Annotated in this window: 23 protein-coding genes; 15 read left to right on the forward strand and 8 right to left on the reverse strand. The window is 62.8% G+C overall.

Features of this window, described 5'->3' with window-relative positions; translation table 11 throughout:
• The first annotated feature begins 101 nt into the window (after positions 1 to 101).
• The 4 genes from K7H91_RS01125 to K7H91_RS01140 all read left to right on the forward strand — a co-directional run bounded on the left by K7H91_RS01125 (position 102) and on the right by K7H91_RS01140 (position 6676).
• The gene (locus K7H91_RS01125; RefSeq protein WP_230718343.1) at positions 102 to 2066 is read left to right on the forward strand and encodes a TRAP transporter permease; all 1965 of its coding nucleotides are present in this window, start codon (positions 102 to 104) and stop codon (positions 2064 to 2066) included.
• A gap of 47 nt (positions 2067 to 2113) precedes the next feature.
• Positions 2114 to 3136: a TAXI family TRAP transporter solute-binding subunit gene (locus K7H91_RS01130; RefSeq protein ID WP_230718344.1), complete on the forward strand. Its 1023-nt coding sequence runs from the start codon at positions 2114 to 2116 to the stop codon at positions 3134 to 3136.
• 156 nt (positions 3137 to 3292) lie between these two features.
• Positions 3293 to 4726, forward strand: a complete 1434-nt coding sequence (locus K7H91_RS01135) for an amidase (protein WP_230718345.1) — start codon at positions 3293 to 3295, stop codon at positions 4724 to 4726.
• A gap of 408 nt (positions 4727 to 5134) precedes the next feature.
• Positions 5135 to 6676, forward strand: coding sequence for an acetolactate synthase large subunit (locus tag K7H91_RS01140; RefSeq protein WP_230718346.1), 1542 nt, complete (start codon positions 5135 to 5137; stop codon positions 6674 to 6676).
• Between the two features lie 60 nt (positions 6677 to 6736).
• Here the strand turns inward: K7H91_RS01140 and K7H91_RS01145 are convergent, their stop codons facing one another.
• The 4 genes from K7H91_RS01145 to K7H91_RS01160 all read right to left on the reverse strand — a co-directional run bounded on the left by K7H91_RS01145 (position 6737) and on the right by K7H91_RS01160 (position 10084).
• Positions 6737 to 7135 (reverse strand): VOC family protein, encoded by a 399-nt coding sequence (locus K7H91_RS01145; RefSeq protein ID WP_018066143.1) that lies wholly within the window; start codon positions 7133 to 7135, stop codon positions 6737 to 6739.
• Positions 7136 to 7152: 17 nt separating this feature from the next.
• A complete protein-coding gene (locus K7H91_RS01150) occupies positions 7153 to 7884 on the reverse strand; it encodes a FadR/GntR family transcriptional regulator (RefSeq protein WP_330165982.1) in 732 nt (243 codons plus the stop codon).
• Positions 7885 to 7973: 89 nt separating this feature from the next.
• A complete protein-coding gene (locus K7H91_RS01155; protein WP_230718347.1) occupies positions 7974 to 9053 on the reverse strand; it encodes a Gfo/Idh/MocA family protein in 1080 nt (359 codons plus the stop codon).
• Positions 9054 to 9073: 20 nt separating this feature from the next.
• The gene (locus tag K7H91_RS01160; RefSeq protein WP_230718348.1) at positions 9074 to 10084 is read right to left on the reverse strand and encodes a Gfo/Idh/MocA family protein; all 1011 of its coding nucleotides are present in this window, start codon (positions 10082 to 10084) and stop codon (positions 9074 to 9076) included.
• Between the two features lie 289 nt (positions 10085 to 10373).
• On the opposite strand from K7H91_RS01160, the gene K7H91_RS01165 reads away from it, so the two are divergent.
• The 4 genes from K7H91_RS01165 to K7H91_RS01180 all read left to right on the forward strand — a co-directional run bounded on the left by K7H91_RS01165 (position 10374) and on the right by K7H91_RS01180 (position 14932).
• The gene (locus tag K7H91_RS01165; RefSeq protein WP_230718349.1) at positions 10374 to 11657 is read left to right on the forward strand and encodes an ABC transporter substrate-binding protein; all 1284 of its coding nucleotides are present in this window, start codon (positions 10374 to 10376) and stop codon (positions 11655 to 11657) included.
• Between the two features lie 81 nt (positions 11658 to 11738).
• The gene (locus K7H91_RS01170) at positions 11739 to 12737 is read left to right on the forward strand and encodes a carbohydrate ABC transporter permease (RefSeq protein ID WP_419197423.1); all 999 of its coding nucleotides are present in this window, start codon (positions 11739 to 11741) and stop codon (positions 12735 to 12737) included.
• On the forward strand, positions 12730 to 13833 hold the full coding sequence (locus K7H91_RS01175; protein WP_230718350.1) for a carbohydrate ABC transporter permease: 1104 nt from the start codon (positions 12730 to 12732) through the stop codon (positions 13831 to 13833). Before K7H91_RS01170 ends, K7H91_RS01175 begins: the two co-directional genes overlap by 8 nt.
• Before the next feature lie 10 nt (positions 13834 to 13843).
• A complete protein-coding gene (locus K7H91_RS01180) occupies positions 13844 to 14932 on the forward strand; it encodes an ABC transporter ATP-binding protein (protein ID WP_230718351.1) in 1089 nt (362 codons plus the stop codon).
• A gap of 188 nt (positions 14933 to 15120) precedes the next feature.
• Here K7H91_RS01180 and K7H91_RS01185 read toward each other — a convergent pair whose 3' ends face one another.
• Positions 15121 to 16749: an AMP-binding protein gene (locus K7H91_RS01185; RefSeq protein WP_230718352.1), complete on the reverse strand. Its 1629-nt coding sequence runs from the start codon at positions 16747 to 16749 to the stop codon at positions 15121 to 15123.
• Between the two features lie 147 nt (positions 16750 to 16896).
• Here K7H91_RS01185 and K7H91_RS01190 point away from each other — a divergent pair, with 147 nt between their 5' ends.
• The 7 genes from K7H91_RS01190 to K7H91_RS01220 all read left to right on the forward strand — a co-directional run bounded on the left by K7H91_RS01190 (position 16897) and on the right by K7H91_RS01220 (position 22788).
• Positions 16897 to 17634 carry an enoyl-CoA hydratase/isomerase family protein gene (locus tag K7H91_RS01190; RefSeq protein WP_230718353.1) on the forward strand — a complete coding sequence of 246 codons (738 nt, stop codon included), beginning with the start codon at positions 16897 to 16899 and terminating at the stop codon, positions 17632 to 17634.
• A 73-nt stretch (positions 17635 to 17707) separates the two neighbouring features.
• Positions 17708 to 18913: an ABC transporter substrate-binding protein gene (locus K7H91_RS01195; protein ID WP_230718354.1), complete on the forward strand. Its 1206-nt coding sequence runs from the start codon at positions 17708 to 17710 to the stop codon at positions 18911 to 18913.
• A gap of 9 nt (positions 18914 to 18922) precedes the next feature.
• Positions 18923 to 19717, forward strand: coding sequence for an ABC transporter ATP-binding protein (locus tag K7H91_RS01200; RefSeq protein ID WP_230718355.1), 795 nt, complete (start codon positions 18923 to 18925; stop codon positions 19715 to 19717).
• Positions 19710 to 20453, forward strand: a complete 744-nt coding sequence (locus tag K7H91_RS01205; protein ID WP_230718356.1) for an ABC transporter ATP-binding protein — start codon at positions 19710 to 19712, stop codon at positions 20451 to 20453. Before K7H91_RS01200 ends, K7H91_RS01205 begins: the two co-directional genes overlap by 8 nt.
• A 1-nt stretch (position 20454) precedes the next feature.
• Complete coding sequence (locus K7H91_RS01210; protein ID WP_230718357.1) at positions 20455 to 21342, forward strand: branched-chain amino acid ABC transporter permease; 888 nt, start codon at positions 20455 to 20457, stop codon at positions 21340 to 21342.
• Between the two features lies 1 nt (position 21343).
• On the forward strand, positions 21344 to 22318 hold the full coding sequence (locus K7H91_RS01215) for a branched-chain amino acid ABC transporter permease (protein ID WP_230718358.1): 975 nt from the start codon (positions 21344 to 21346) through the stop codon (positions 22316 to 22318).
• Complete coding sequence (locus K7H91_RS01220; protein WP_230718359.1) at positions 22315 to 22788, forward strand: thioesterase family protein; 474 nt, start codon at positions 22315 to 22317, stop codon at positions 22786 to 22788. The genes K7H91_RS01215 and K7H91_RS01220 overlap by 4 nt, the downstream gene beginning before the upstream one ends.
• Positions 22789 to 22906: 118 nt before the next feature.
• On the opposite strand, the gene K7H91_RS01225 is transcribed toward K7H91_RS01220, so the two are convergent.
• The 3 genes from K7H91_RS01225 to K7H91_RS01235 are packed head-to-tail and all read right to left on the reverse strand — an operon-like array spanning position 22907 to position 25504.
• Positions 22907 to 24109, reverse strand: coding sequence for an acetyl-CoA C-acyltransferase (locus K7H91_RS01225; RefSeq protein ID WP_230718360.1), 1203 nt, complete (start codon positions 24107 to 24109; stop codon positions 22907 to 22909).
• Complete coding sequence (locus tag K7H91_RS01230; RefSeq protein ID WP_230718361.1) at positions 24106 to 24582, reverse strand: acyl-CoA thioesterase; 477 nt, start codon at positions 24580 to 24582, stop codon at positions 24106 to 24108. Before K7H91_RS01230 ends, K7H91_RS01225 begins: the two co-directional genes overlap by 4 nt.
• 4 nt (positions 24583 to 24586) lie before the next feature.
• Positions 24587 to 25504: an SDR family NAD(P)-dependent oxidoreductase gene (locus tag K7H91_RS01235; protein ID WP_230718362.1), complete on the reverse strand. Its 918-nt coding sequence runs from the start codon at positions 25502 to 25504 to the stop codon at positions 24587 to 24589.
• Positions 25505 to 25519: the final 15 nt, after the last annotated feature.

Raw genomic sequence — 25519 nt, forward strand, 5'->3', positions numbered from 1 at the left:
ACCCGTGCGGCGAGAGGATGCCCGTTTTCTGAAGCCGCAAGTTGATTGCCCGATGGTTGCAACGCAGTTGCAGCCGTTTGTGGGGCGTCACCGGGGGCGAGATGACGAACAGATCCGAATTACAACCCGAATTTCCGAAGAGCGATGGCGACGCGCCCGCTGTTGTCGCCGATCCGCTCACGCGCGCATTGCGGGTCGTGGGCATGGCGCTGGCCGCGCTGATCGCGCTGAACACCATCTACGTTGCCTATGCCGGGCAGGTCGTGGGCCTGGAATTGTTGCGCGCAGGCTCGCTTTTCGTCTGCGCGGCGATTGTTATCTTCACCACGCCGCTTTCGGAGAACCTGCGTGTTTCCGCCAGACCCGCCGTCTATTCGTTGTGGGCCGTCGATTTCCTGCTTCTGGCGAACCTCGCCTATGCCTGCTTCAATTTCCTGAACAAGATCTACGACATGGAAAATCTTGTCGCGATCTTTTCGCCGGTCGATCGCGGGACGGCGCTGGTTGCCGTGCTGACGCTGATCGAGCTGACGCGCCGGACCTTCGGCGGCGTTCTCGCAAGCGTCGGGCTTGTCACGCTCGCCTACTGCCTGTTCGGGGCGAACCTGCCATGGATATTTCATCACTCCGGCTTCAGCCTGGAAATGACCATGGAAATCCTGTGGTTCGGCGTTCAGGGCATTTTCGGCGACCCTGTTGGGATCGTCATCCTGCTGATTTTCATCTTCATCGTGTTCGGCGCCCTGCTGGAGGGCACCGGCGCCGGAGAGGTGATGATCCGCATGGCTCTGGCCGCAACCGCCCGGACCCGGGGCGGTCCCGCTCATGCTGCGATCATCGCCTCGGGCGTCTTCGGCATGTCGTCCGGTTCCGTCGTCGCCAATGTGGTCGGCACGGGCGTGGTCACGATCCCGCTGATCAAGAAAAGAGGCTTCAAGGGCAATTTCGCCGGCGCTGTCGAGGCCGCCGCCTCCACCGGCGGTCAGCTGATGCCGCCCGTCATGGGGGCTGCGGCATTTCTGATGGTCAGCCTCGTCGGCGTTCCCTATCGCACGATCTGCATCGCCGCCCTGATCCCGGCGCTTCTCTACTATGCCAACCTCTTCCTCGCCGTGGTGCTGGAATCGCGGCGGCTGGGTCTGGAGCCAACGCCCAAGGAGCAGCGCCGCAAGATCGAACGGCGCGACTGGGTGCAGTCGCTGATGTTCTTCATTCCGATCAGCGCCATCGCCATCACGCTCGGCATCGGCTTTTCGCCTTCGATGGCCGGATTTTGGGCCGTGGTCACCGCCGTCATATCGGGGTTCGTGTTCAACAAGGCGCTTCGTCAGCGACCCTGGCGGCTCGTCGAGGCATTGGCCCGGGGCGGCGCCGCCGGAGCCCGGATTATGATGGCCGTCGGCACGATCGGCGTGTTGATCGGCGTGTTCAATCTCACCGGCCTCGGCCTGAAATTCGCCACGCAGATTGCGCTGCTCGGCGACCACTCGCTGTTTATCGCGCTGGTGCTGGCGGCGCTTTCATGCCTGATCCTGGGCATGGGCATGCCCACCTTGCCGGCCTATCTCATTATCGTTCTGGTTCTGGGCGTCGGTATCAGGAAACTGGGCGTGCCGGATCTCTCGATCCACCTGTTCGTCTTCTATTTCGGCGTGCTCTCGGCGGTGACGCCGCCAGTGGCGCTGGCGGCCGTGGCGGCTGCGCCGATCGCGGGGGCGGAACCGGTGCGCACCGGCATCAACGCACTGAAACTGTCCCTGGTCGGCTTCATCGTTCCCTTCATGTTTATCTATGAGCCGACAATTCTTCTCGTCGTATCGGACTTTCACCTGCCGGAATTCCTGTGGGCGATGGGCCGGCTGTGTTTTGCGATCTGGCTGCTGGCGACAGGCTTTATCGGTTTCGGGATTACGCCGCTGCCTTTCTGGTCGCGCGTTCTTCGCCCGTTGGCCGGGATCGCCGTCATCACAACATACCCCGAATTTCAACTGGCCGGCATAGCGGCCGGCATCGCCTTGACGAGCCTGGAGTTTATCGGCGCCCGCAAACCAGCAGGTGCGCCATGATGTGATGCCACTGAAGAAACCAAGTCTGTCAAAGGGAGGAAACAGACATGAAACGACGTGATTTTCTTGCCGCCGTCTCGGCGCTCGGGGCGAGCGTGCCATTGAGGGGCGTATGGGCGCAATCCAAGACCTTTCTGACGATGGATGGCTTTCCGCCGGGATCGTCGGCCGGCCAGCTCAGCATCGCATTCTCGCAGATCGTGCAGAAATATCTGCCGATCGAAATCCAGGTTTCCGTCGGCAAACCATCGACAAAATCAGCCCTGGATGCGGCCCAGGACAAGGTCGACCTGTTCGTCAGCGCGCCATCGATAAACCAGTACATGAAGACCCGGACGGCAATGTTCGCGAAGGTCGAGAACGCACCGGAACTTGTGACCAATCTTCGCAATATCCTGGCCTACAAGATCGGCGAGCTCCACATCGTCGCTTATGAGGATTCCGGCATCACGAAGCTTGAGGATTTCAAGGGCAAGAAGGTTTTTCTGGGGCCGCCGGGAAGTGCCGCGACCAGTGTCTATCTGAACATGGTGGAGGCCGCGACCGGCATGGTCGCCGGCAAGGACTACGAGGTCATGCGCTATGACTGGCAGTCGGCCGAGACCGCGTTTCTCGACCGGCAGATGGATGTCTACATGATCGCGACCTACCTGCCGAGCCCCTCGATCCAGCAGTTTGCCATGGTCAACCCGATCCGGCTGATCGGATTGAGCGAGGAACAGCTGGCGAAGCCGGGAATGAAGGCCGTGCTCGATCTTCCGGGCCGAACCGTTGAAGTGATCCCGGCGGGTTCCTACGAAAACCAGGTCAACAGCGAAGAAATCGTGACGCTCGGCACCTGGGGCAGTCTCGATACCAACAAGTGGCTGGACGAGGAACTGGTCTACGAGATGACCGGCGCGGTTTTCGACCACCTTGCCGAATTCCAGTCCACCGCAGCGTGGATGAGTTCCATCAACAGGAACACCGTCTTTACCAAGGGCAACATCCCTCTGCATATCGGGGCCTATCGCTATTACAAGGAAAACGGGTTCGACGTCCCGGCGGATCGCATTCCCCCCGAAGCGTGACGGCGCAAGAGCGCGGATGCGAGCGCGGCCAGTGCTCGCCCGCATCCGTGGCGTTCGGCATGGATGGCGGCGAGGCGCTGCAACGGATTTGAAAACCCGAGCGTGAGGTTTTCGGGCCGCGCAATCACCCGACATTGCTTTGGGAGGAACAGGGCCATGGATGCAATCGAGACCGCCGGTCTGATACGCAGCGGCAGGATGTCGGCCTGTGAGGCCGTGGAAGAGGCGATCCGACGGGCCAAGCGGACCGATCACCAGATCAATGCCATCGTCTGGCAGCGTTTCGATGCGGCACTCGAAGACGCGCGGACGGGCCGGTTCAATGAAGCGGGCCCGCTGGCGGGGGTGCCGACGCTGCTGAAGGATTTCGCCACCCCGGTCGCCGGCGAACCGGAGATCGAGGGCAACAGGATTTTGAGGGACCTTGGGTTGATCGCTGCCGTGGACAGCAATGTGGTCGCGAGGCTGCGGAAAGGCGGCCTGATTTCTCTCGGTCGCTCGCATTCTCCGGAATTCGCCGTCGGCAAGGCCGGCGCCGCTTGCGAGACGGAGGCATTCGGGGTGACCCGAAATCCCTGGCGCGCCGAGCTTTCGACCATGGGGTCGAGCGGCGGCGCGGCGGCGGCCGTGGCCGCCGGCATTGTGCCGGTGGCGCATGGCAATGATGCCGGCGGCTCGATACGGATGCCGGCCAGCGCCTGCGGCATTGTCGGGCTGAAGCCTTCGCGGGGCAGGATATCCTGGGGCCCGCTCGCCGGCGAAGTGCGCAATGGCGCGGCGACCCAGGGCATGCTGACCCGCACCGTGCGCGATGCGGCGTTGACGCTGGATATCCTGTCCGGATACGAGCCCGGCGACCACTATACCGCCCCGCCGCCCGAACGCCCGTTTCTGGAGGAAGTCGGTCGCGATCCGGGTTCGCAGCGGATCGGCTTTTGCACAAGCCTGCCGGAGGGGCGGGTCGACCCCGCCTGTGTTGCAGCCGTCGAAAAGGCGGCCTCATCGCTGTCGGCTCTGGGACATCATGTCGAAAGGGCGCATCCGGACGCCTATTTCGAACGTCAGGCGCTTCTGAACCACCGGTCCTATGTCGGCGCTTGCTTGGCCTCGACGCTTGATGGATATCAGACCCGCATCGGGCGTGCATGGACGGCCGACGACATGGAAGATGGAAGCTGGCTGGCCTATCAGCAGGGCAAGGCGCTTTCGGCGGCGGATTATCTGCGCATCGTCCGCGAGACCAATCAATACGCCCGCCGGCTGGCCTCCTGGTGGGAGAGGGACGCCGGTTTTGACCTGCTGGTGACGCCGACCCTTTCCGGCCCGCCGCCTGCACTCGGCTATCTGACCGAAGGAGACTATTCCGAACGCCGGAACCGGTCGCGGAACCTTGTCGCCTTCACCGTGCAGTCCAATATTTCGGGCCAGCCCGCCATTTCCCTGCCGCTTCACTGGACAGACGACGACATTCCGATCGGCGTACAGCTCGTCGCGCGGTTCGCCGGTGAGGCTTTGCTGATACGAGTGGCGGCGCAGTTGGAACAGGCGCTCCCCTGGGCGGACCGGCATCCGCCGATCTACGCCGAATGACTGTCGGTTGCCGCCGGTTCGCGCCACAGGGTTACTTTCGTCGCGCCTTTTCCGCGCCGCAGTCGTATGGCGTCATTTCCGAAACGGCGAAAGGTTTCGGAAGATGATGCCTCCAACTTATCACTTGAGAGAAAATGAGCATCTTCATTTATCACTTGAGCGGCGATACGTTTCCGCAGATGCGGTAAACGTGGACACAGGGAAACGCTCAAAGCGCCGATCCGGTTCTATGCGATGGAAAAGCGCGCTGGCAGGCCAAGGGTGGGAAAGCATGCGCCGGCGATGTCTCGAAAAATGCACCATTTCAGTTTAAGCAGCATCGAGTTCGCTGTTGGTTGTCGTTTTTGAATTCTGTGTTTGGCCTGGCACCAAGGGATAGGAGGAAATTCGTTGTCCTTGCAAAATGAGATGAATGGAGCCGAGAGTCTCGTTCGCACGCTTTTGAAGTCGGGCGTCGATACCTGTTTTGCCAATCCGGGAACCAGCGAAATGCACTTCGTTGGCGCGTTGGATCGTATTCCAGGCATGCATTGTGTCCTCGGGCTTCAGGAAAATGTCGTGACGGGCATGGCGGACGGCTATTACCGGATCGCCGGCAAGCCGGCCTGTACCCTGCTCCATTGCGGCCCGGGTCTGGCCAATGGAATGGCCAATCTGCACAATGCGCGCCGCGCGCGCGCCGGCATCGTCAACATAGTCGGCGATCAGGCGACCTATCACCGGCCGCTGGATGCTCCCCTGACCGCCGATACCGAGGGCATGGCGCGCACCGTTTCCCATTGGGTCCGCACCTGCTCCAATGCGGGGGATGTCGGGCGCGATGCCGCCGCCGCCGTGCAGGCGGCAAGCGCGCTCTCCGGCCAGATCGCGACGCTGATCCTTCCCGCGGATTCATCATGGAACACGGGCGGCGTGGTTGCGGAACCGCTTTCCGTGCCGCCGCCACCGCCGGTTGACCCGCATGCGGTCACGACGGCAGCCCGCATCCTGCGTTCCCAAAAGAACGTCCTGATCCTGATTGCCGATCAGGCGACGCTTGCGCCTTCCCAGCACCTTGCCTGGCGCGTGGCCGAGGCGACCGGCGCCGACCTTATGGGCAGCTACACCAACGGACATTTGCAACGCGGGCGCGGGCGCGTTCCCCTGCCCCGCGTTCCGTATGTCGTCGATGCCGCGGTGGCGGCGCTCGACAAATACGAGCATATCATTCTGGTGAACGCTGAACCGCCGGTTGGCTTCTTTGCCTATCCCAACCGGCCGTCGGCGTTGTATCGCCCGGATGCCCAGCTTCATGTCCTGTCCCGGCCGGACCAGGATTCCGAAGCAGCGCTTCAGGCGCTTGTGGACGAGATCGGCGCGCCGGAAATCGCCATTCCGGACCCCGGTCCCCTGCCCGACGCCGGCGCTGGCGCGCCGACGCCGGAGGGGCTGGCGCAAACCCTGGCCGCCCTGATGCCGGAGGGCGCCATCATCTCGAACGAGAGCATCTCATACGGCGGATATCTCGAGCATTTCACCTATGCCGCCCCCGCGCATGACTGGCTCAATCTCGGCGGAGGGGCGATTGGCGATGGCCTTCCCGTTGCGACTGGCGCCGCAGTGGCGGCCAGGGGCGAGCGGCGGGTGATCAACCTGCAGGCGGATGGTTCGGCCATGTATTCCCTGCAATCATTGTGGACGCAGGCGCGCGAGAAACTGCCCTGCACCACCATCCTGCTCAACAATCGCAGATACAATATTCTCATCGGGGAATACGCAAACGTCGGCGCCGAACCCGGGCCGACCGCCATGGGCATGCTGGATCTGTCCAGACCGGATCTGGATTGGGTGAAAATGGCCAACGGCATGGGAGTGGAGGCCGCCCGCGCGACGACGCTGGAGCAATGCGCGGATTTGATGCGCCAAAGCTTCAATCAGACCGGCCCGTTCCTGATCGACCTGATCATCTGACCAACGGCACCACAGGCAAAACCTGACGAGGCGAAACCTGTGGTCCGCCTCGCGAGGGACTTAGCGCTCGCCGAGCTCGATCAGGATTCCGTCAGGATCGCGGCAGAAGGCGACCTTGGTCATGATATCGCTGTTATAGGCTTTGCGCGGGGCCTCGACCAGCTCGACGCCGGCCTCTTCCAGTTTGCGGTAGAGCGCCTCGACATCATCGAAGCAGAAAGTGAGATGGCGCAACCCCGCGCGCCCGGCCGCCACGTCTTCGGCCAGAAGCGCGCCTGTCGCCGGCCCCGTCATTTCAAGCATCGCATTGCCGGCATCGAGGAAGCAGAATTCGAAACCGTGTTCGTCCTGTCCCTTTCGGCGCACGACCAGCTTCAGGCCAAGCAGGTCAACATAGAAGTTCAGGCTTTTGTCAATATTGCTGACAGTCATGCCAACATGTTCGAAACCCTTAAGCATTTATGATCTCCACCTTCTCATTCTTCCCCGCCATCGGAAGAAAACCGGCCCAGTTCGTCCGCGCGCAGCAGTTCATCCGTGACATTGTTGATATGGCGTATCATCGCATGACGCGCGGCTTCCCCATTGCGCATTTTCAACGCGGCAACGATCGCATAGTGATCGCCGATCCAAAGCGCGCGCACCTTCGGGGCATGGATGTGCCGGTGGACCCGCTGCCACATGCGCGAGGCGTCACGCTGATCCCACAAGGCCTGGATCATCGAGAGGATGATGGCGTTGCCGGTCATGTTCGCGATCGTCAGATGAAACTCCCGGTCTCCCTTTTCATTCAGGAAAACCTCGTCGGTTTCCAACTGCATGCGCTCGATGCATTCCTCGAGCTCCATGATGTCGTAGCGTGTGGCCCGCTCGGCGGCGAGCGCGGCCGCACTCGATTCAAGCGCCAGCCGGGCTTCCAGCAATTCGAACGGTCCCGGACCGATATCGGTATTGATAGCGTCGAAGCTGAGCGGGTTGACATGGGCCGGCAGCACCACGATGCCAGCACGGCCCCGCACCTCGACGATGCCACGCATCTCCAGCGCGATCACCGCCTCACGCACCACCGTTCGGCTCACCTCCAACTGTTCGGCGAGTTCCCGTTCGGATGGCAGGTGCCAGTCTTGCTTGCCCTGATTGTCTTCAATCATGCGGGCGATCCGCCGCGCCACGACCTGGTAGAGCCGCTTGGCCGCGAGCAGACGCACTTTTCGCCCCTCCCCCTTCAGGCCTTGAGCGGCCGCAGTCGATCCTTCGGTGTTCGGGTTGGGTGTGTTGGAACTGCGCACGCGCCCTGCTACTCCTTCCCCGCCTCCGGTAGCCATGACCGATAAAGCGGATGGTCCTCGGTAATCGGTAACCCTGTGGGCTTGCCGGTACGATCTGAATAATACGCTGCGGTGACCAATGCCAGCGAATTCCTGGCGTCCTCAAGCGTGACCGGCGGATCGCGATCCTCGACAAGCGCTTCGTGAAACAGTTCGAACTGGCGGGTGTAGCCATCCTCCGTAGCCACCACCTCGGCGAGAGCGGCATCGACGCGCGCCTGGTGCGCCTCGTCGCCGGCGACGAACCGCCAGGGGTCACGCCCCATCGTGTAGGGCTCATGGATACTCTCGACGGTGACGTTCTCGAAGCAGAAACGCAGTCGTGAAATTTCCTCGCGTGAGCCGAGCGTCATCGACAGGCTCGCCAGCGATCCGTTTTTCATTTTCACGGCCAGCGCCATGGTGTCCTCGACCTCGATCCTGTTGACCAGGGTTGCACCGTAAGCGAAAATCTCGGCACAGGGACCATGGACATAGTTGAGCATGTCGTGGGCGTGAATGGCGTGGCCGAGAAGGCCGCCGCCCAGTTCCGTTGCCCATTTGCCGCGCCATTCCACAGCGAAATAGGGCGGCGGCCGCCACCAGTGGGTCTCGATCGTGGTCATGAACGGTCGGCCGGTCAGGCCCTTGGCGATCAGGTGTTTCAGCTTCTGCAGGCCGGTGCCATAGCGATATTGAAAGATCGGCATGATCTTTCTGCCGGATGCGGCGGCGATTTCTTCCATGGCGTCGACATCGGCGAGCGAGCCGAACAGCGGCTTTTCGCAAATGACGTGCTTGCCCGATTCCAGCGCCTTGCGCGACAGTTCGAAATGGTTATGCGGCGGCGTGCAGACATCGATGATGTCGATATCGTCGCGGGCGAATAGAGATTCGGTATCCTGCGTGTATTCGGGCACGCCGAATTCCTCGCAAAGAGCCCGGCCACGATCCTCGTCGAGCGAGCAGATCACCCTGACCTCGAAACGCTCGGCATTCCACTTGTAGCCCACCATGTGACGGGCGGCGATACCGGCGCCGATCACGGCGACGCGAAACTTCCTGGTCATGTTCTTTCCTCCCGCTCCGCTCAGCGCGCAGTGATGTTGTGGGCTTTTTCCTGGGCCTCGAGCGACAGCCGGCAGACCTCAAAGACATGGGCCTGGCTCATGGCGGTTTCCGTCCGCTCGCGCACATCGACGACGAACTGATCGAAGTAATCGAGTTTGTCCCCGGAGCAATCGATGTATTCGGTGTGGGTCTGGTCGACGAGAAAGAGGTGATCCTTGCCTTCACGGCCGCCGATATCGACATATTTCCGCAGCTCGATATAGCCCTCCGTTCCAAGGATGGTCAGCCGCCCGTCGCCCCATGTCGGCAGCCCGTCCGGGGTGAACCAGTCGACGCGGATATAGCCGGCGGCGCGATCGCTGCGCAGCAGAACCTCGCCGAAATCCTGAAATGCGGGATGGTCGCCGGTGGCGAAATTGCCGATGCTGGCGGCGGCGATATCGGCCGTCTCGGAGCCGGTGTAGAACAGAAACTGGTCGATCTGGTGCGAGGCTATGTCAACGATGATGCCGCCGAACCGATCGAGCTTGAAGAACCAGTCCGGCCGCTGGTCCGCCGACATGCGGTGCGGCCCCATGCCGATGGTCTGCACCACCTTGCCGATCGCCCCCGCCTTCACCAGTTTGCCGGCCCTCACCGCGGAGGGAACACACAGCCTCTCGGAAAAGCAGATCGAGAAAATCCGCCCGGTTTTCTCGACCGTCTCACGTATGGCGGCAAGTTGCGCCCGCGTGGTCATACCAGGCTTGTCCACGATGACATCCTTGCCCGCTTCCATCGCGCGGATCGCCAGACCGGCACGGTCCGCGGGGATCGCCGCGATGCAGATGACATCGATACTGTCATCGTCAAAAAGCGCCTGCCGCTCGATGACAGGCACATCGGGATAGGCCCGCCGGAAGGCGTCCAGAAGCCCGGGAACCGAGGTTTTGTCGCAATATCCTGCGAATTCCGCCCCTGCGGCCAGCAATCCGTTGACGTGATCGAAAATATGTCCGTGGTCGATGCCCACGACGCCAAACCTCAACATCTACCCCAATCCTCCATGGTGTCGACAAGCCTCGCGGCATGTTTGAGTCTGACTGCTTCACTCACCAGAACCCAACTTTGGACAGACCAGACAGAAATACCACACGTCTGTCAAGCGTCGTTTTTACGTGAGTTAAACGAATTTCCGCTGTTTTTGGGGGATAATCGCCGAAAAAATTGCGGTGTTGACATTTTGGTCAGGCCAATAAATAGTTTTCTGGTCGGACCAACGTTTTCGACAGGACAAGATGTCTAGCGGAGGGCTGGCATCGTCCAATGGGAGGAGCAAAATGAGACTTTCCGCTTTCGCTTACCCGGCGGCCGCCGGCGCCTTTTTCGCATGCGCCGTTGCCGCTTCCGCACAGAATGGCGCAGCCACGATCCTTTGCGACGACACCGGTTTCGGCTGCATCACCATGCAGCCCGTGGCCGATCGCTACAATGAAGAGCACCCCGACCTGCCGGTCAAACTGGAATCCGTGAGCTATCAGACGATCGTGGAGAGCCTGCCGGTCCAGCTCGAATCCGGCGAAGGGCCGGACGGTGCGATCATTACCGATCTCGGGGGCTTGAGCCGTTTCTACCTTGATCTCACCGAATATGTCGATGCGGCACAGTTCGAGAAGGACTACGGCCAGACCCTGTCCTGGCTGCGCGGCAGCGACCCCGATGGCAACGCGATTTTCGGCATGCCAACCTCGCTCACGATCAATGGCGCCTATGTCAACAAGACCCTGTTCGAGCAGGCCGGCGTGCCGCTGCCGGAGGAAGGCGCAACCTGGGATGATTGGGCGGCGGCGACACAGAAGGTCGCCGAAGCCACCGATACCGACTTTCCGATGGAGATGGACAGATCCGGCCACCGCTTCGCCAGCTTCGCCATCAGCCAGGGCGCCGAACTGGTCGACGATCAGGGCCGACCGGTCGTTGATGACGGCCTTCGCAACGCCATCGAGAAATTCAAGAACTGGCATGAGACCGGCGTGATGCCCATGGACCTCTGGGGCGCGGTCGGCGGGGCGACCCATCGCGAATTGTTTGCCGATTTCCTCAATGCCAATGTCGTCTTTTATTTCGGCGGCTCCTGGAATCTCGGCAAGATGGATGCCGAAGTCGGCGACCTGTTCGACTGGGAGGTCGCACCCGCGCCTTGCGGCCCGTCCTCCTGCACGGTGATGCCAGGCGGCGGCGCGCTGGTGGCGTTCAAACACACCGAACACCCGGAAGCCATGGGCGCCTTCATCAACTATCTGTCTCAGCCCGAAAACCTCACCGAGGTGATCGCCGCCTCGGTCGAGATCCCGGCTTCCCGCTCGGTTGGCGATGCCGGCGTCGAATATCCGGGCGCTTCGGAGCGCACCCAGGAAGCGCTCGCGACCTTTAGCGCCCAGGTGCCGAAGATGGCCGACGCCGCCTACCGTTTCCAGGGCTGGCGCTACCAGCGCGCGATGATGAACTCGCTCACGACACGCATCAGCCAGGTGCTCAATGACGAACTGACGGTCGACGAGGCGCTTGCGCGGATCGAAGCGGATGTAAACCTGGCGATCGATGCCGCCCAGGGCAACCAGTAAAGCGGGGCCGCCAGAAGATGGCCGGTGACATGGGGGCGCCCGGTGAAGGGGCGCCCGCCTCGAAGCCAGTGGGAGGAACGGATGACCGCACGCATGCACCCCGGGCGGGTTCTGGCCAATGTGGCGACCTTGCCGGCGCGCCTGGTCGAACCGGTGATGACCGGCGTCCAGAAGACAATCGGCATCAAGCGGATGCCCTGGATTTTCCTGATCCCCAATCTGACGGCAGTGCTGCTGTTTGCCCTGCTTCCGGTTTTCATCAATATCTTTTATTCCGTCACCGGCAGCGACAGGCTCTATCCCACCGATCGGCCGTTCATCGGGATGGCCAATTACGAAACCCTGCTCGACTGCGGGAACTATCTCCAGCCGTCGACCTGCTCGCGCGATCTGTTCTGGCGCGCACTCGGCAACAGCCTCGTTTTCGTGCCGACACAGGTGGTGCTGATGATCGGCATTTCACTGCTGACCGCCATCTGCCTCAACCGCGAGATCAGGGGACGCGGCTTTTTCAGAGGCGTTTTCTTCTTCCCCGTCATGCTTTCGCCGGTGGTCGTCGCGCTCACCTGGCAGTGGATCCTGCAGCGCAACGGCGCACTCAACGGGCTCCTTGAGGCTGTCGGCCTCAGCGGCATTAATTGGCTGATTCACGCCGACACGGCCTTCGCCTGGGCCGTCGCGGTCACGATCTGGGCGCATATGGGGTTTTACACCATCATTCTTCTCGCCGGCCTTCAGGCCATCCCGCGTGATGTCTATGAGGCCGCCAAGATGGATTCGGCCAGCCACTGGCGGGTGTTCCGGCGCATCACCCTGCCGCTTCTGCTGCCCGTGCTTCTTGTGGTCTTCGTCCTGTGCGTGATCCGCTCGGTGCAGACATTCGACGAACTCTATGTCCTGACCGGCGGCGGACCCGGCTCTGCAACCATGCTGATGGTCCAGTATATCTACGAGGTCGGCTTTGCCGCCCAGCCGCGCAATTTCGGCCTCGCCGCGGCCGCCTCGCTGCTGCTCGGCCTCGTGCTGCTGGTGTTCACGGCCCTGCAGCTGAAGCTTTCCAGGAGCGCCCGGAATGACTGACCTCGACGACATCCGCATCGCCCGAAACCCGCCGACGCCCAGCCTTCTCGGCCTGATCTTCGGCAAACGCGGCGGCAGAAAAGCCGACTGGACCGACTACCTGACCTATGGCTACCTCCTGCTCGGCCTGGTCATCATGTTCGCGCCCGTGCTGTGGCTGGTGATCTCCTCGTTCAAGACGCCCGCCAATCTGCAGGATTTCCCCCCGACCCTGCTGCCGGTCACGACGGAAACGGTCTCCGTCGAAGGTTTCGATGAACCACTGCCGCTCTACGACGTCAGGACCGAGGACGGCGAGACCATCCGGCTCGCCCAGATCCGCCGCGTCGGGCTCAACGCCCAGATGATCGACCCCGCCAACCCGGGTGCGGGACGGATCGTCGTCAAGGTCGCCAATGCCGAGCCGGTGCGCAAGATCCGTTTCACGATCAACAACTATGTCAATCTTCTGACCACGGCGGGCGCGGACATCTGGCGCTATGTCTACAATTCGCTGTTCATCACGGTGGTTGCCACGGCGATCACGCTGGTGATGAATTCGATGGCGGCGTTCGCGCTGTCGAAATACCGGTTTCGCGGCTCGACGGCCGCGCTGACAGCCATACTGGCGACGCTGATGATCCCGGCCACCGTGGTTCTGGTGCCCGTCTATCTGATCGTTGCCCAGCTCGGCCTCGTCGGCAGTCTGTGGGGCGTGATCCTGCCGACCGTCGCCACGCCCACCGGCGTGTTTCTGCTGCGCCAGTACATGCTCACCATTCCCGACGAACTGCTGGAGGCGGCGCGCATGGACCATGCCAGCGAATGGCGGATTTTCTGGCGTATCGTCCTGCCGTTGTCCTCGCCGGCGCTGGCGGTGGTCGCGATCTTCTCGATCCTGTCGCGCTGGAACGATTTCCTGCTACCGCTGATCGTGCTGAACAACCGGGAATCCTTCACCCTGCAGCTCGCCCTCGCCTCGTTCCAGACGGAATTCGAGATCCGCTACGACCTGCTTCTGGCGATGACCACGCTGACCGCCCTGCCGCTCGCCTTCGCCTTTATCTTCCTGCAGCGCTACATCACCAGCGGCATCGCCTCCACCGGCATCAAGTAGGCTCGACAACATGGCAAAACTGACCCTCGAAAACCTCAATAAATGTTTCGGCGTCGTCGAAGTCATTCCCGATGTCAACCTGACGATCGACGACGGCGAATTCGTTGTCTTCGTCGGGCCCTCCGGCTGCGGCAAGTCCACCTTGCTGCGCATGATCGCCGGGCTGGAGGATGTGACCGGCGGCGACATCCGGATTGACGGCGAAAGCGTCGCGCATGTGGCGGCGGCCGATCGCGGCGTGGCGATGGTGTTCCAGTCCTATGCGCTCTATCCGCACATGACGGTGCGGGAAAATCTGAGTTTTGGGCTGGAAAACATCCGCATGCCGAAGGATGAGATCAACCGCCGCGTCGCGATCGCCGCCGAAATGCTGCAGATCGATGCGCTGCTCGACCGCCGGCCCAAGCAGCTTTCCGGCGGCCAGCGCCAGCGCGTGGCGATCGGTCGTGCAATCACCCGCGATCCGAAGATATTCCTGTTCGACGAACCGCTTTCCAATCTCGACGCCGAATTGCGCGTCCACATGCGCCTCGAGATCACCAAACTGCATGAACGGCTCGGCAACACCATGATCTACGTGACCCACGACCAGATCGAGGCGATGACCATGGCCGACAAGATCGTGGTATTGAGACGCGGCGTCATCGAGCAGGTCGGCGCGCCACTGGAACTCTACAACACCCCGCGCAACACCTTCGTCGCCGGCTTTATCGGTTCGCCCCGAATGAATTTCGTCGAAGGCAAGCTCGGCGAGGCGGTCGACGGCGCGCTGGTTTTCAATGCGGAGCACCTGCCGCCGCTTAAACTCGCGGACCATGCCGCCGGGCATGCGGCCGGACAGAAGGTAACGCTCGGCATCCGGCCCGAACACCTCGTGACGGCCGAAGAGCACGCGCTGACATGGCCCGTTACCGTCTCAGTCTCCGAGCAGCACGGCGCCAACACCTATCTGCACTGCACGCTGCCGGATGGAACACCGGTTCTGATCCATGAGCCGGGACAGAGCGCGCTTTCGCGCGGCGACGTCGTCGATGTTCGCCCGAGAGAGAGCCACTGGCATCTCTTCGACGAAACCGGCCAGCGGATCGATCTGGAATAGGCAGCCGCGCGGCAAAGCGAACGACACGCTGACACCGGGCCGGGCGCTCCAAGAAGTGCGAAGAATGGTTCAGCTTTCCTCAACGACAGAATCACGGCGATGCCTGCTTATCGCCGCACCGTCGCGCGTAAAGTGATTGTCGGTCCGCAATCCTCAAGACCATGTCTGTGAATCATTCACGCGCAGTCTCACCGCGCGCGAGAAGCTCCTGCGCCCTCGCGATCCCAGGTGTCGGCGGTTACGCCGTCCTTGCGCAGCAGGTGCTTTTGCACCTTGCCGGATGCCGTTTTCGGCAGGTCTTCGAGAACGCGCAGGTAGCGCGGCACCATGAAGCGCGGCAGCGTCCCGGCAAGCCGCTCGATGACGGAGGCCGGATCGATGCTGTGACCGCTGGCGGGCGATACCACGATCAGCACGTCATCCTCGGTGAACTCGGACGGCACCGCAACGGCGGCACATTCGCGGATCTCCGGCAGGTTCAGCACTTCGCTTTCCAGCGCGAAGGACGAGATGTTTTCGCCGCGCCGGCGGATGACGTCCTTCAGCCGGTCGACAAAGTAGTAGGTGCCATCCTCGTCCCGCCGGAAGCTGTCGCCGGTGTGGAACCAGCCATTGCGCATGGCCTCAACGGTTGCCGCAGGATTGTTGTAGTAGCCCGCCATCAGCGCCCAGGGGCGGTGCGATCGGATGATCAGCTCGCCCACCGCGCCGTCACCCAGCGGCATGTCGTTTTCATCGACGATCCGAAGCTCGCACCAGGGGCGCGGTCTGCCGGCGATGCCCTTGGTTTTGATGCCGGGGCCCGCGTGCAGGGGGCTCGCGATCTCCGTCATATTGTAGATAGTCCAGGCCTCGATGCCGAACCGTTCCGCAAACAGAGGGCCATCCTCACCGAACGGCGTAATGAAGGCGCGGCGCAGCGGATGATCGCGATCATCCGGCCTGACCGGTGCCTTGAGCAGGAAGGCAGCCATGACGCCGAGAAGGAGGCAGTAGGTCGAGCCGGTCTCGCGAACGGCCTGCCAGAACGTATCGGTCTTGAACTCGCGCATCAGGCCGATCGAAAGGCCGCGCGCCAGCATCGCGTTTACGTAAAGCGTTGAACCGCAGTGGAAGATTGGCCCGCAGATCATGCAGCGGTCATCGGCCTCGACACAGTCGAAGGCGTCCGGCCCCATCGTATAGTGCTGGGCGTAGGTGCTCATCACCCCCTTGGCGTTGCCGGTCGTGCCTGAGGTATACATGATCGCATGCAGGTCCCAGGGCTCGATCGGTTGCGAAAGGTTCAGCGCTTCCGCGTCCTCGACTTGCGGGTCGACCAACGGCTGAATGTCGTAGCCCGCGATCGCGGCAGGCTCGCCCTCGGCCACCAGCACGGTCTTCACCTTTCCAGGCTTCACATCCGCCAATCGCTCGATCAGCGCGGCCTGCGCGATCAGGACGGGCGCATCGGCATCGCTGAGGATATGTTCGAGCATGTGACCGCGCGCGCCGGTATTGATCGGCACATAGACCGCGCCGAGATAGTTGATCGCGAACCAGCTGCATAAAAGGTCGGGGCTGTTGCCCATCAGACAAAGCACGTGATCGCCGCGCCTGACGCCGGCTTGCGCCAGCGCGCTGGCCCTGAGGCGGACCCTGCGATGCAATTCGCCATAGGTCCATGTCGGACCCGGCCAGAACTGGACGAACGGTGCCTCTGGCTGGGTTTGCGCATACCCATCAAGGACATAGCGCAGAACGGAGCGCTTTCTGTCCAAAGCCGGATCGGCCGTCGCAGCGGTTTCGGGGGCCTTGCCCGGTGGCTTGAGGGCCATCTTGTCCTCCTCAGGAAAAACTCAAATTCAGGACGCGCTTCGGCTTCCGTCCTCTCATATTTCATATTGCATTGTTGTGCCTCATTGTGCAACATACTTAGTAGTATGTCGCTTGGCGACGGTGAAATGACGAGGAAAATGGCCGCTATGTCCGGTGTTGAGGTTGAGGTAGAAGGCGCGATTGCAACCGTGCGATTCGATCGTGGCGGTAAGGCGAATGCGCTGGATCACGCGATGATCGACGCGCTGGAGACGGCGGCAAGAGAGCTGTCGCTCAATCCCGACGTTTCGGTGATCGTCCTCGCTGGCACGCCGAAAATCTTCGCCGCCGGCGTGGACCTGAAGGACCCGCGGCTGTGGGACCCGCAAGGCCCGGCGGTCGCTCGCCACCTGTCGATGAATGCGGGCGTGCGCATGAGCACGGCGTGGCGGCGGCTGCCGCAGATCGTCATCGCCGCGCTTGAGGGGCCGGCCATCGGCGGCGGCGCGATCCTCGCGCTTTGCGCCGATTTCCGCGTCATGGCCGAGGATGCCTATCTGCGCTTCCCGGAAGTGCGTCTCGGCATGACGCTCGGTTGGGGCGGCCTGCCGCTTCTGACCGAGCGCGTCGGCGCGGGCCGTGCCAAGAGAATTCTGTGCTGCGACGAAACGATCGGCGCCGACGAGGCGCTGACGCTCGGCCTCGCCGACCGCACGGTTCATCAGGGCGCGGCGCTTGACGAGGCGAAAACTTGGGCGAACGCGATCGCGGAAATACCGCCGATGTCGCTGCGCATGACCAAATCCGCCATCGACGCCCATGCCCGCCGGAATTGGGCCGAAGGCGCCGAGGGCGACCAGTTTCTGCTGGCCAAGCTGCTTGCCGAAGGCGGCGGCGGGGCCTGATCACCGGCCGGCGCGTAAGATACGTCCGGCTTTTTCACGCACCCGAGCGGTGCAAAACGGGAGGAGAATATTTATGACTGTAATAACAAAGGCCATTCTGACGTCGGCCTTCTCCGTCGCGCTGGCGGCGGGAGCGCAGGCCGAGCCCTATCGGATCGGCGTTCTGACCGACATGTCGGGGATGAATTACGACCTTTCCGGCAAGGGCTCGCAAGTCGCCGCAGAGATGGCGGTCGAGGACTTCGGCGGCAAGCTTCTGGGGGAAGATGTCGAGGTCATCGTGGGTGACCACCAGAACAAGCCGGATGTCGGCTCGACGCTGGCGCGCCGCTGGATCGACGAGCAGAACGTGATCGCGATCGCCGACGTGCCGACGTCCTCGGTGGCACTCGCCGTGCAGGAAATCACCCGCCAGAGCGATACGGCGCTGCTGATCTCGACCGCGGGCTCCTCGGCGCTCACCGGCGCTTCCTGCTCTCCCTCGACCGCCCAGTGGACCTGGGACACCTATGCGCTGGCCAACGGAACCGGCCGCGCGATGACGCTGCAGGGCGACAAGACATGGTTCTTCCTGACTGTCGATTACACCTTCGGCCATGCGCTTGAGGCCGATACGGCTGCGGCCGTCGAGGCCGCCGGCGGCACGGTTGTCGGGCAGGTCATGCATCCGCGCGAAACCTCCGATTTCTCGTCCTACCTGCTGCAGGCCCAGGCCTCCGGCGCGGATGTGATCGCGCTTGCCAACTCCTCCGGCGACACCATGACCGCGCTGAAACAGGCGGAAGAGTTCGGCATCACGGCCGGCGGACAGGATATCGCCGGCATGCTGCTGTTCCTGACCGATGTCCATGGCGTCGGCCTTGACATCGCCCAGAACCTGACGCTGACGACCGCCTTCTACTGGGACATGAATGACGAAACCCGCGCCTGGTCCGAGCGGTTCGGCGAACGCATGGACGGCAAGATGCCGACCATGGTGCATGCCGGCGTCTATTCGTCGGTGATGAACTACCTCAAGGCCGCCGAGGCATCGGGCCAGGCAAAGAGCGGCTCCGAGGTGATGGAAACCATGCGCGGCATGGATATCGACGACTTCTTCAACCACAATGCCTCCCTGCGCAAGGATGGCCGCGTCGTCCATGACATGTACCTCGTCCAGGTCAAGACGCCCGCCGAATCCGAGGGTCCGTGGGACTACTACAAGGTCCTGCGCACCATCCCGGGCGACGAGGCTTTCCGGCCGCTTGACCAGAGCGATTGCCCGCTCATCGACGGGTAAGGCGACATCATGACGATGGCTACCGTTTCGGCGCGCCCCGCGCCGGAGAGCGCCCGTGCCGCACTGTCGGCACGGGGTCTCAGCAAGTCCTTCGGGAACTTTCAGGCCGTGACGGATGTCGACATCGACATCCGTCACGGCCGGATCCACGCGCTGATCGGTCCGAACGGCGCCGGCAAGAGCACGGTGTTCAACCTCCTGACCAAGTTCCTGCAGCCGAGCGCGGGGACAATCATGGTCGGCGAGACGGACATCACCCGCATGGCCCCGGCGCAGGTGGCGCGGCTTGGCGTCGCCCGGTCGTTCCAGATCTCCGCCACGTTCGGCGACATGTCGCTGGTGGACAATGTCTGTGTGGCGCTGCAAAGGCAAAACGGGCTTGCCGTGCAGTTCTGGCGCTCGCTTGCCAGCCTGTCGCGGCTGAGGCCCCGCGCGATGGAATTGCTCGGTCGCGTCGGCCTCGCCGACATGGCCGATCACAGGGCGGCGGATCTCTCCTACGGGCGCAAACGCGCTCTGGAGATTGCCACCACGCTGGCGCTCGACCCGAAAGTGCTGCTTCTTGACGAGCCGCTGGCCGGCATGGGTCAGGAGGATGTCGAGACGATGGCCCGACTCATTTCAGATGTCGCCCGCGACTGCGCCGTCCTGATGGTGGAACACAATATCAAGGTGGTTGCCGATATCGGCGACGACATCACCGTGCTGCAGCGTGGCGAAATCCTCACACAGGGAAACTATGACGCGGTCAGCGCCGATCCGCGCGTGCGCGAAGCCTATATGGGGACCGAGGACGATGACTGATGCATCCGCGACGACGCGCGAGACCCGCGGCCCGCAGCAACTGAAAGTGCGCGGGCTCGAAGCCTGGTACGGAGAGAGCCAGGCGCTTTATGGCGTCGATCTCGACGTCTACCCCGGCGAGACCGTGACTCTGCTGGGCCGCAACGGCGTCGGCAAGACCACCACATTGCGCAGCCTGATGGGGATCGTGCGCAAGCGGACCGGCACGGTCGAATTCGATCAACGGTCGATCCTACGCCTGCCGCTGCACCGGGTCGCGCATGCCGGCATCGGCTTCGTGCCCGAGGAACGCGGGATCTTCGCATCGCTCAGTGTGGAAGAGAACCTGATGCTGCCGCCGATCGTGGCCCGCAACGGCAAGGAAATGTCGCTCGACGAGATCTACACGCTGTTTCCGAACCTGCTGGAGCGCCGGCACAGCCCGGGCACCAAGCTTTCGGGCGGCGAGCAGCAGATGCTGGCGATCGCCCGCATCCTGCGCACCGGCGTCAGCCTGATCCTGCTCGATGAGCCGACCGAAGGTCTGGCCCCGGTGATCGTGAACCGGATCGGCGAGATGCTGAAGGCGCTGAAGGCGCACGGTCTCAGCGTCCTTCTGGTCGAACAGAATTTCCGTTTCGCCGCCAGGATCGCGGATCACTTCTACGTCATGGATCAAGGCGAGATGATCGACAGCTTTGCAGTCGCCGAACTGCCCGGCAGGCGCGAGGCGCTCAACAAGGCACTGGGAGTTTGACATGACAATGATTTTTGGCGTGCCGCTTGTGGTGCTCACCGGGCAGGTGATGATCGGCCTGATCAACGGCTCGTTCTACGCGCTGCTGTCACTCGGTCTGGCGGTGATATTCGGGTTGCTGCGCGTGGTAAACTTCGCCCACGGCGCCTTCTACATGCTCGGGGCCTTCGCCGCCTGGATGCTGGGACAGTATCTGGGCCTCGGCTACTGGCCGTCGCTACTGCTTGCCCCGGTCCTCGTCGGCCTCGTCGGCGCGCTGGTCGAGCGCACCATGCTGCGCCGCCTCTACGATCTCGATCACCTTTACGGCCTGCTCTTCACCTTTGGCCTCGCGCTGCTTCTGGAAGGCGCGTTCCAGCATTTCTACGGCGCATCCGGCAAACCGTTTTCGACCCCGGCCGAAATGCGGGGCGTCATCCGCACCGATTTCGTGACCGTGCCGATCTATCGCGGCTGGGTGGTGGTTGCCTCGCTGCTGATCTGCTTCGGCACATGGGCGCTGATCGAAAAGACCAAGATCGGCTCCTATCTGCGCGCCGCGACCGAAGATGCCACGCTCGTACAGGCCTTCGGCGTCAACGTGCCGCTGCTGTTGACCCTGACCTATGCCTTCGGATGCGCGCTTGCGGGCGTTGCAGGCGTCCTCGCCGCTCCGATTTTCCAGGTCAGCCCGACGATGGGCTCCAACATGATCATCATCATCTTCGCGGTGGTCGTGGTCGGCGGCATGGGCTCGATCCTCGGCGCGATTGCCACGGGCTATCTGCTGGGCGTGGTCGAGGGTCTGACCAAGGTGTTCTACCCCGAGGCGGCGAATATCGTGATCTTCGTCATCATGGCGATCGTGCTGCTCTTGCGTCCTGCAGGTCTCTTCGGAAAGGAAAACTGAGATGATCGAAGCCGAAGAATTCGAGACGGTGGCCGAGACCGCCCGCCCGCACCGGCTGCAACAGCTCGTTGTTCTGGCGCTCATTGCCCTGCTGATGCTGCTGCCACTCTGGATCTATCCGGTATTGCTGATGAAGCTGATGTGCTTCGCGCTGTTCGCGTCGGCCTTCAACCTGCTGCTTGGCTATGGCGGCCTCCTGTCCTTTGGCCATGCGGCTTTCTTCGGCGGTTCCGCCTATGTCACGGCGCATGCGCTGAAGGTCTGGGAGGTGAACCCCGAATTTGCCATTCTCTCAGGCGTCGCCGCAGCACTTGTGCTGGGCCTGATCATGGGGCTTCTGGCGGTGCGCCGGCAGGGCATCTATTTTGCGATGGTCACGCTCGCGCTGGCGCAGATGTTTTACTTCTTCTGCCTGCAGGCGCCCTTCACACACGGCGAAGACGGCATTCAGGGTTTTTCGCGCGGGCGCCTTTTCGGGATGATCGATCTCGCCGACGGCAATGTGCTCTATTACGTCATCGCCATTGTGTTCGTCGCCAGCATCTTCGCGATCTGGCGGATCGTGCATTCGCCCTATGGCATGGTCCTGCAGGCCATCCGCGAGAATGAACAAAGGGCAATCTCTCTCGGCTACTCGGTGCAGCGCTATAAGCTCGGCGCCTTCGTCATGTCGGCGGGCTTTGCCGGTCTGGCCGGCGGGCTCAAGGCGATCCTGTTCCAGTTCGCCACATTGACGGATGTGAACTGGCACATGTCCGGCGAGGTGATCCTGATGACGCTTCTGGGCGGGATCGGCAGCATTGCCGGGCCGATCGTCGGCGCGGGGCTGGTCGTCACCCTGCAGAACTACTTCGCCACCACCGGCTTCCCCGTGACCACGGCGCTCGGCGCAACCTTCATCGTCTGCGTCCTGCTGTTCCGCCGCGGGATCGTGGGCGAAATCCGCCACCGTTTCGCAGCCAGGAGCAAATCATGAGCAACGCCATATTCCAGAGCGCGTTCCGCGTACTTCCGGACTGGGTGGACTATAACGGCCACATGGGCGACTTCGCCTATGGCATCGCCTTTTCCCGTTCCGTCACAGCGCTGATGGAGGAGATCGGCCTTGACGAGGCCTATCGCGCCGAAAGCGAAGCCACGCTCTATACGCTGGAGATGCGGATCGGTTATCAGCGCGAATGCCATGAGGGCGACGCCTTTACGGTCGCCACGCGGGTTCTGGCGGTCGATGCCAAGCGGATGCACCTCTATCAGGAGATGCTGGACGAGAGCGGAGAGCGGCTGGCCTGGTGCGAGCAGGTGCTGCTTCATGTCGCCCGTAAGTCCGGTAAACCGAAGGCCGCCCCTTTTCCTCCGGATGCCGCCGCGCGTCTGAAAGAGATGGAAATGGCGCAGCGGGATGTCCCCTACCCGGACTGGCTCAACCGGCGCACTGGTCTGGGTTGAAGCTACCGTTTGCCTGCTCGAACACCGCTCTGCGCGGTTCGGCTGGCTTTCCGTCGTGCCACGAAAAGAAGACGGCCACCGCGCGCGGTGGCCGTCGCATTGCTTTGGAGCGTCCGGTTCAAAGAACCTCGAACAGCCCGGCCGCACCCATGCCGCCGCCAACACACATGGTGACCACGACATAGCGCGCGCCGCGGCGCTTGCCCTCGATCAGGGCGTGGCCGACCATGCGCGCGCCCGACATGCCGTAAGGATGACCGATCGAGATCGCGCCGCCGTTCACGTTCAGCAGTTCGTCCGGAATGCCGAGCCGGTCGCGCGAGGGGATGACCTGCGCGGCAAAGGCCTCGTTGAGCTCCCAAAGACCGATGTCGTCAACGCTCAGATCATGGGTGGCAAGAAGCTTCGTGACCGCTGATATCGGGCCGATCCCCATCTCTTCGGGCGAAACACCGGTGACGGCGATGCCTCGATAAAGACCGAGCGGCGCAAGCCCCCGGCGTTCCGCCTCGCGGCTTTCCATCAGGACAGCGGCCGAGGCGCCGTCGGACAATTGCGAGGCGTTGCCCGCTGTCACAAACGCGCCTTCAGACACCTGCTGGCCATTCTTGAATACCGGGGCAAGGCCTGAGAGACCGTCCAGTGTCGTGGAAGGTCGGTTGCCCTCGTCGCGCTCAAGGGTCACCTCGCGCATCGTGGTTTCACCGGTTTCGCGGTCGGTGACCTGCATGACGGTGCTGAGCGGCACGATCTCGTCATCGAACCTGCCGGCTGCCTGGGCGGCAGCGGTGCGCTGTTGCGACTGCAGGGCATAGGCATCCTGGGCTTCGCGGCTTACGCCATTGCGACGCGCCACGATCTCGGCGGTTTCCACCATAGACATATAGGTTGCCGGCAGCCGGTCGCTGATCCATGGGTCGTGCCAGTGACGGGTGTTCATCTCGGGCGTCTGAACCAGAGAAATCTGCTCGACGCCGCCGCCGATCGTCACCGCCATCCCGTCCGATATGATCTCTTTGGCCGCGATCGCGATCGCCATCAGGCCGGAGGCGCATTGCCGGTCGACGCTCTGCCCCGGAACGGTCACCGGAAGGCCGGCGCGCAAAAGGCCCGTGCGCGCGATGTTCATATGGGTGGTGCCCTGCTGCAGGGCGGCGCCGACAACCACATCCTCGATCTCCGCCGGGTCGACGCCGGCACGGTTGACGGCATGCTCGATGGCATGGCCGATCAGCCGGGGCGCGGTGGTGGCGTTGAACGCGCCGCGATAGGCCTTTCCGATCGGCGTGCGGGCGGTCGAAACGATAACGGCTTCCCTCATGACGGGGTCTCCTTGTTGTCTGTGGCAGGATCGCGCAGCAGAGCCTCTGCGCAGGCCCGCAATTCGGGCGTGAGCGGGATCGGGCGTCGGGTGGCGCGGTCCACATAAACGTGGACAACGCGCCCGCGAGCGGCGCATGCGCCGCCCGCCCGGTCAAAAAGGCCAAAGCCCCAGGTCAGGCTGGTGCGCCCGATGGCCTCGACGCGAGCGCCAATGCTGAGCTTCGCGGGGAAGGTAATCTCCCGGAAGTACTGCGTGCCGTTCTGCACCACCAGCCCGATCGGACCCTCGGCCTCGGCGGAGAGATCGAGCGCGCCGTGCTCGATCAGCGCCATATTCATCGCCGTATCGAAATAGGACAGGTAGGCCACGTTGTTCACATGGCCATAGATGTCGCAATCGTTCCATTGCGGCGCGGTATCGTAATGCCAGGCATAGGCGCCGCGCGGAAGCGGCACGAGACGTTCGCTCATCGCCTCAATCCTTCTTCGCCAATGCCGCGCGGGCATGCGCGACGATTCGGTCAACGTGATCGAGACCGGCCATTACCTCGATCTGCCCGTCGAGGCTGGCGATCTCGTCGAAACGCGCGCCGACGGTTTCGGGCGTGAATTCCTGGCCTGCGAAGCAGACGCCCTGGCTCTCGACCAGCGCAAGGCGCGCGACGGTGCCCGCGCCTGCGAGCAATGCGGTGCGCGAGGGCGCGTCACGGCTCACCAGCCAGACTGCGGCGGGCGACACCAGGTCGGGCGCGAGCAATTCCAGCATTGCCGGGTCCATCATGTCGCCGGTCATGCGCGTGGCGGCGGTGGGCACGATGGCATTGACGTGAATGCCGTATTTCGCGCCTTCGAGATGGAGCACGTTCATCAGCCCGAGCACGCCCATCTTGGCGGCGCCGTAGTTGGACTGGCCAAAATTGCCATAGCTGCCGGAGGTCGAGGAGGTGACGAGGATGCGGCCGTATTTCTGTTCGCGCATCTGCGCCCAGACGGCCTTGGTCGCGATCGTCGTGCCCATCAGGTGCACCTCGACCACGCGCCGGAAATCCTCGATTTCCATCTTCGCGAAGGACTTGTCGCGCAGGATGCCGGCATTGTTGATCAGCACGTCGATCCGACCGAAGGCCGAAAGCGCCTGCTCGACCATCTCCGCCATATCGGCCTCGGAGGCGACGTTGCCGGCATTGGCGATGGCGCGCCCACCCGCCGCGGTGATTTCCCGCACCACGGCTTCGCTGGCCTCGGTGGTGCCGCCGCTGCCGTCGCGCGCGCCGCCGAAATCGTTCACCACGACGGCCGCGCCGTGGCTGGCAAGCATGAGAGCGTGGGAACGGCCCAGACCGCCGCCCGCGCCGGTGACGATCGCCACCTGATCCTTGAATGAAACCGTCATGTCATCTCCTCCAAA

Origin of the sequence: Martelella mediterranea, assembly GCF_021021415.1 — a bacterium.
Lineage (GTDB): Bacteria > Pseudomonadota > Alphaproteobacteria > Rhizobiales > Rhizobiaceae > Martelella > Martelella mediterranea_C.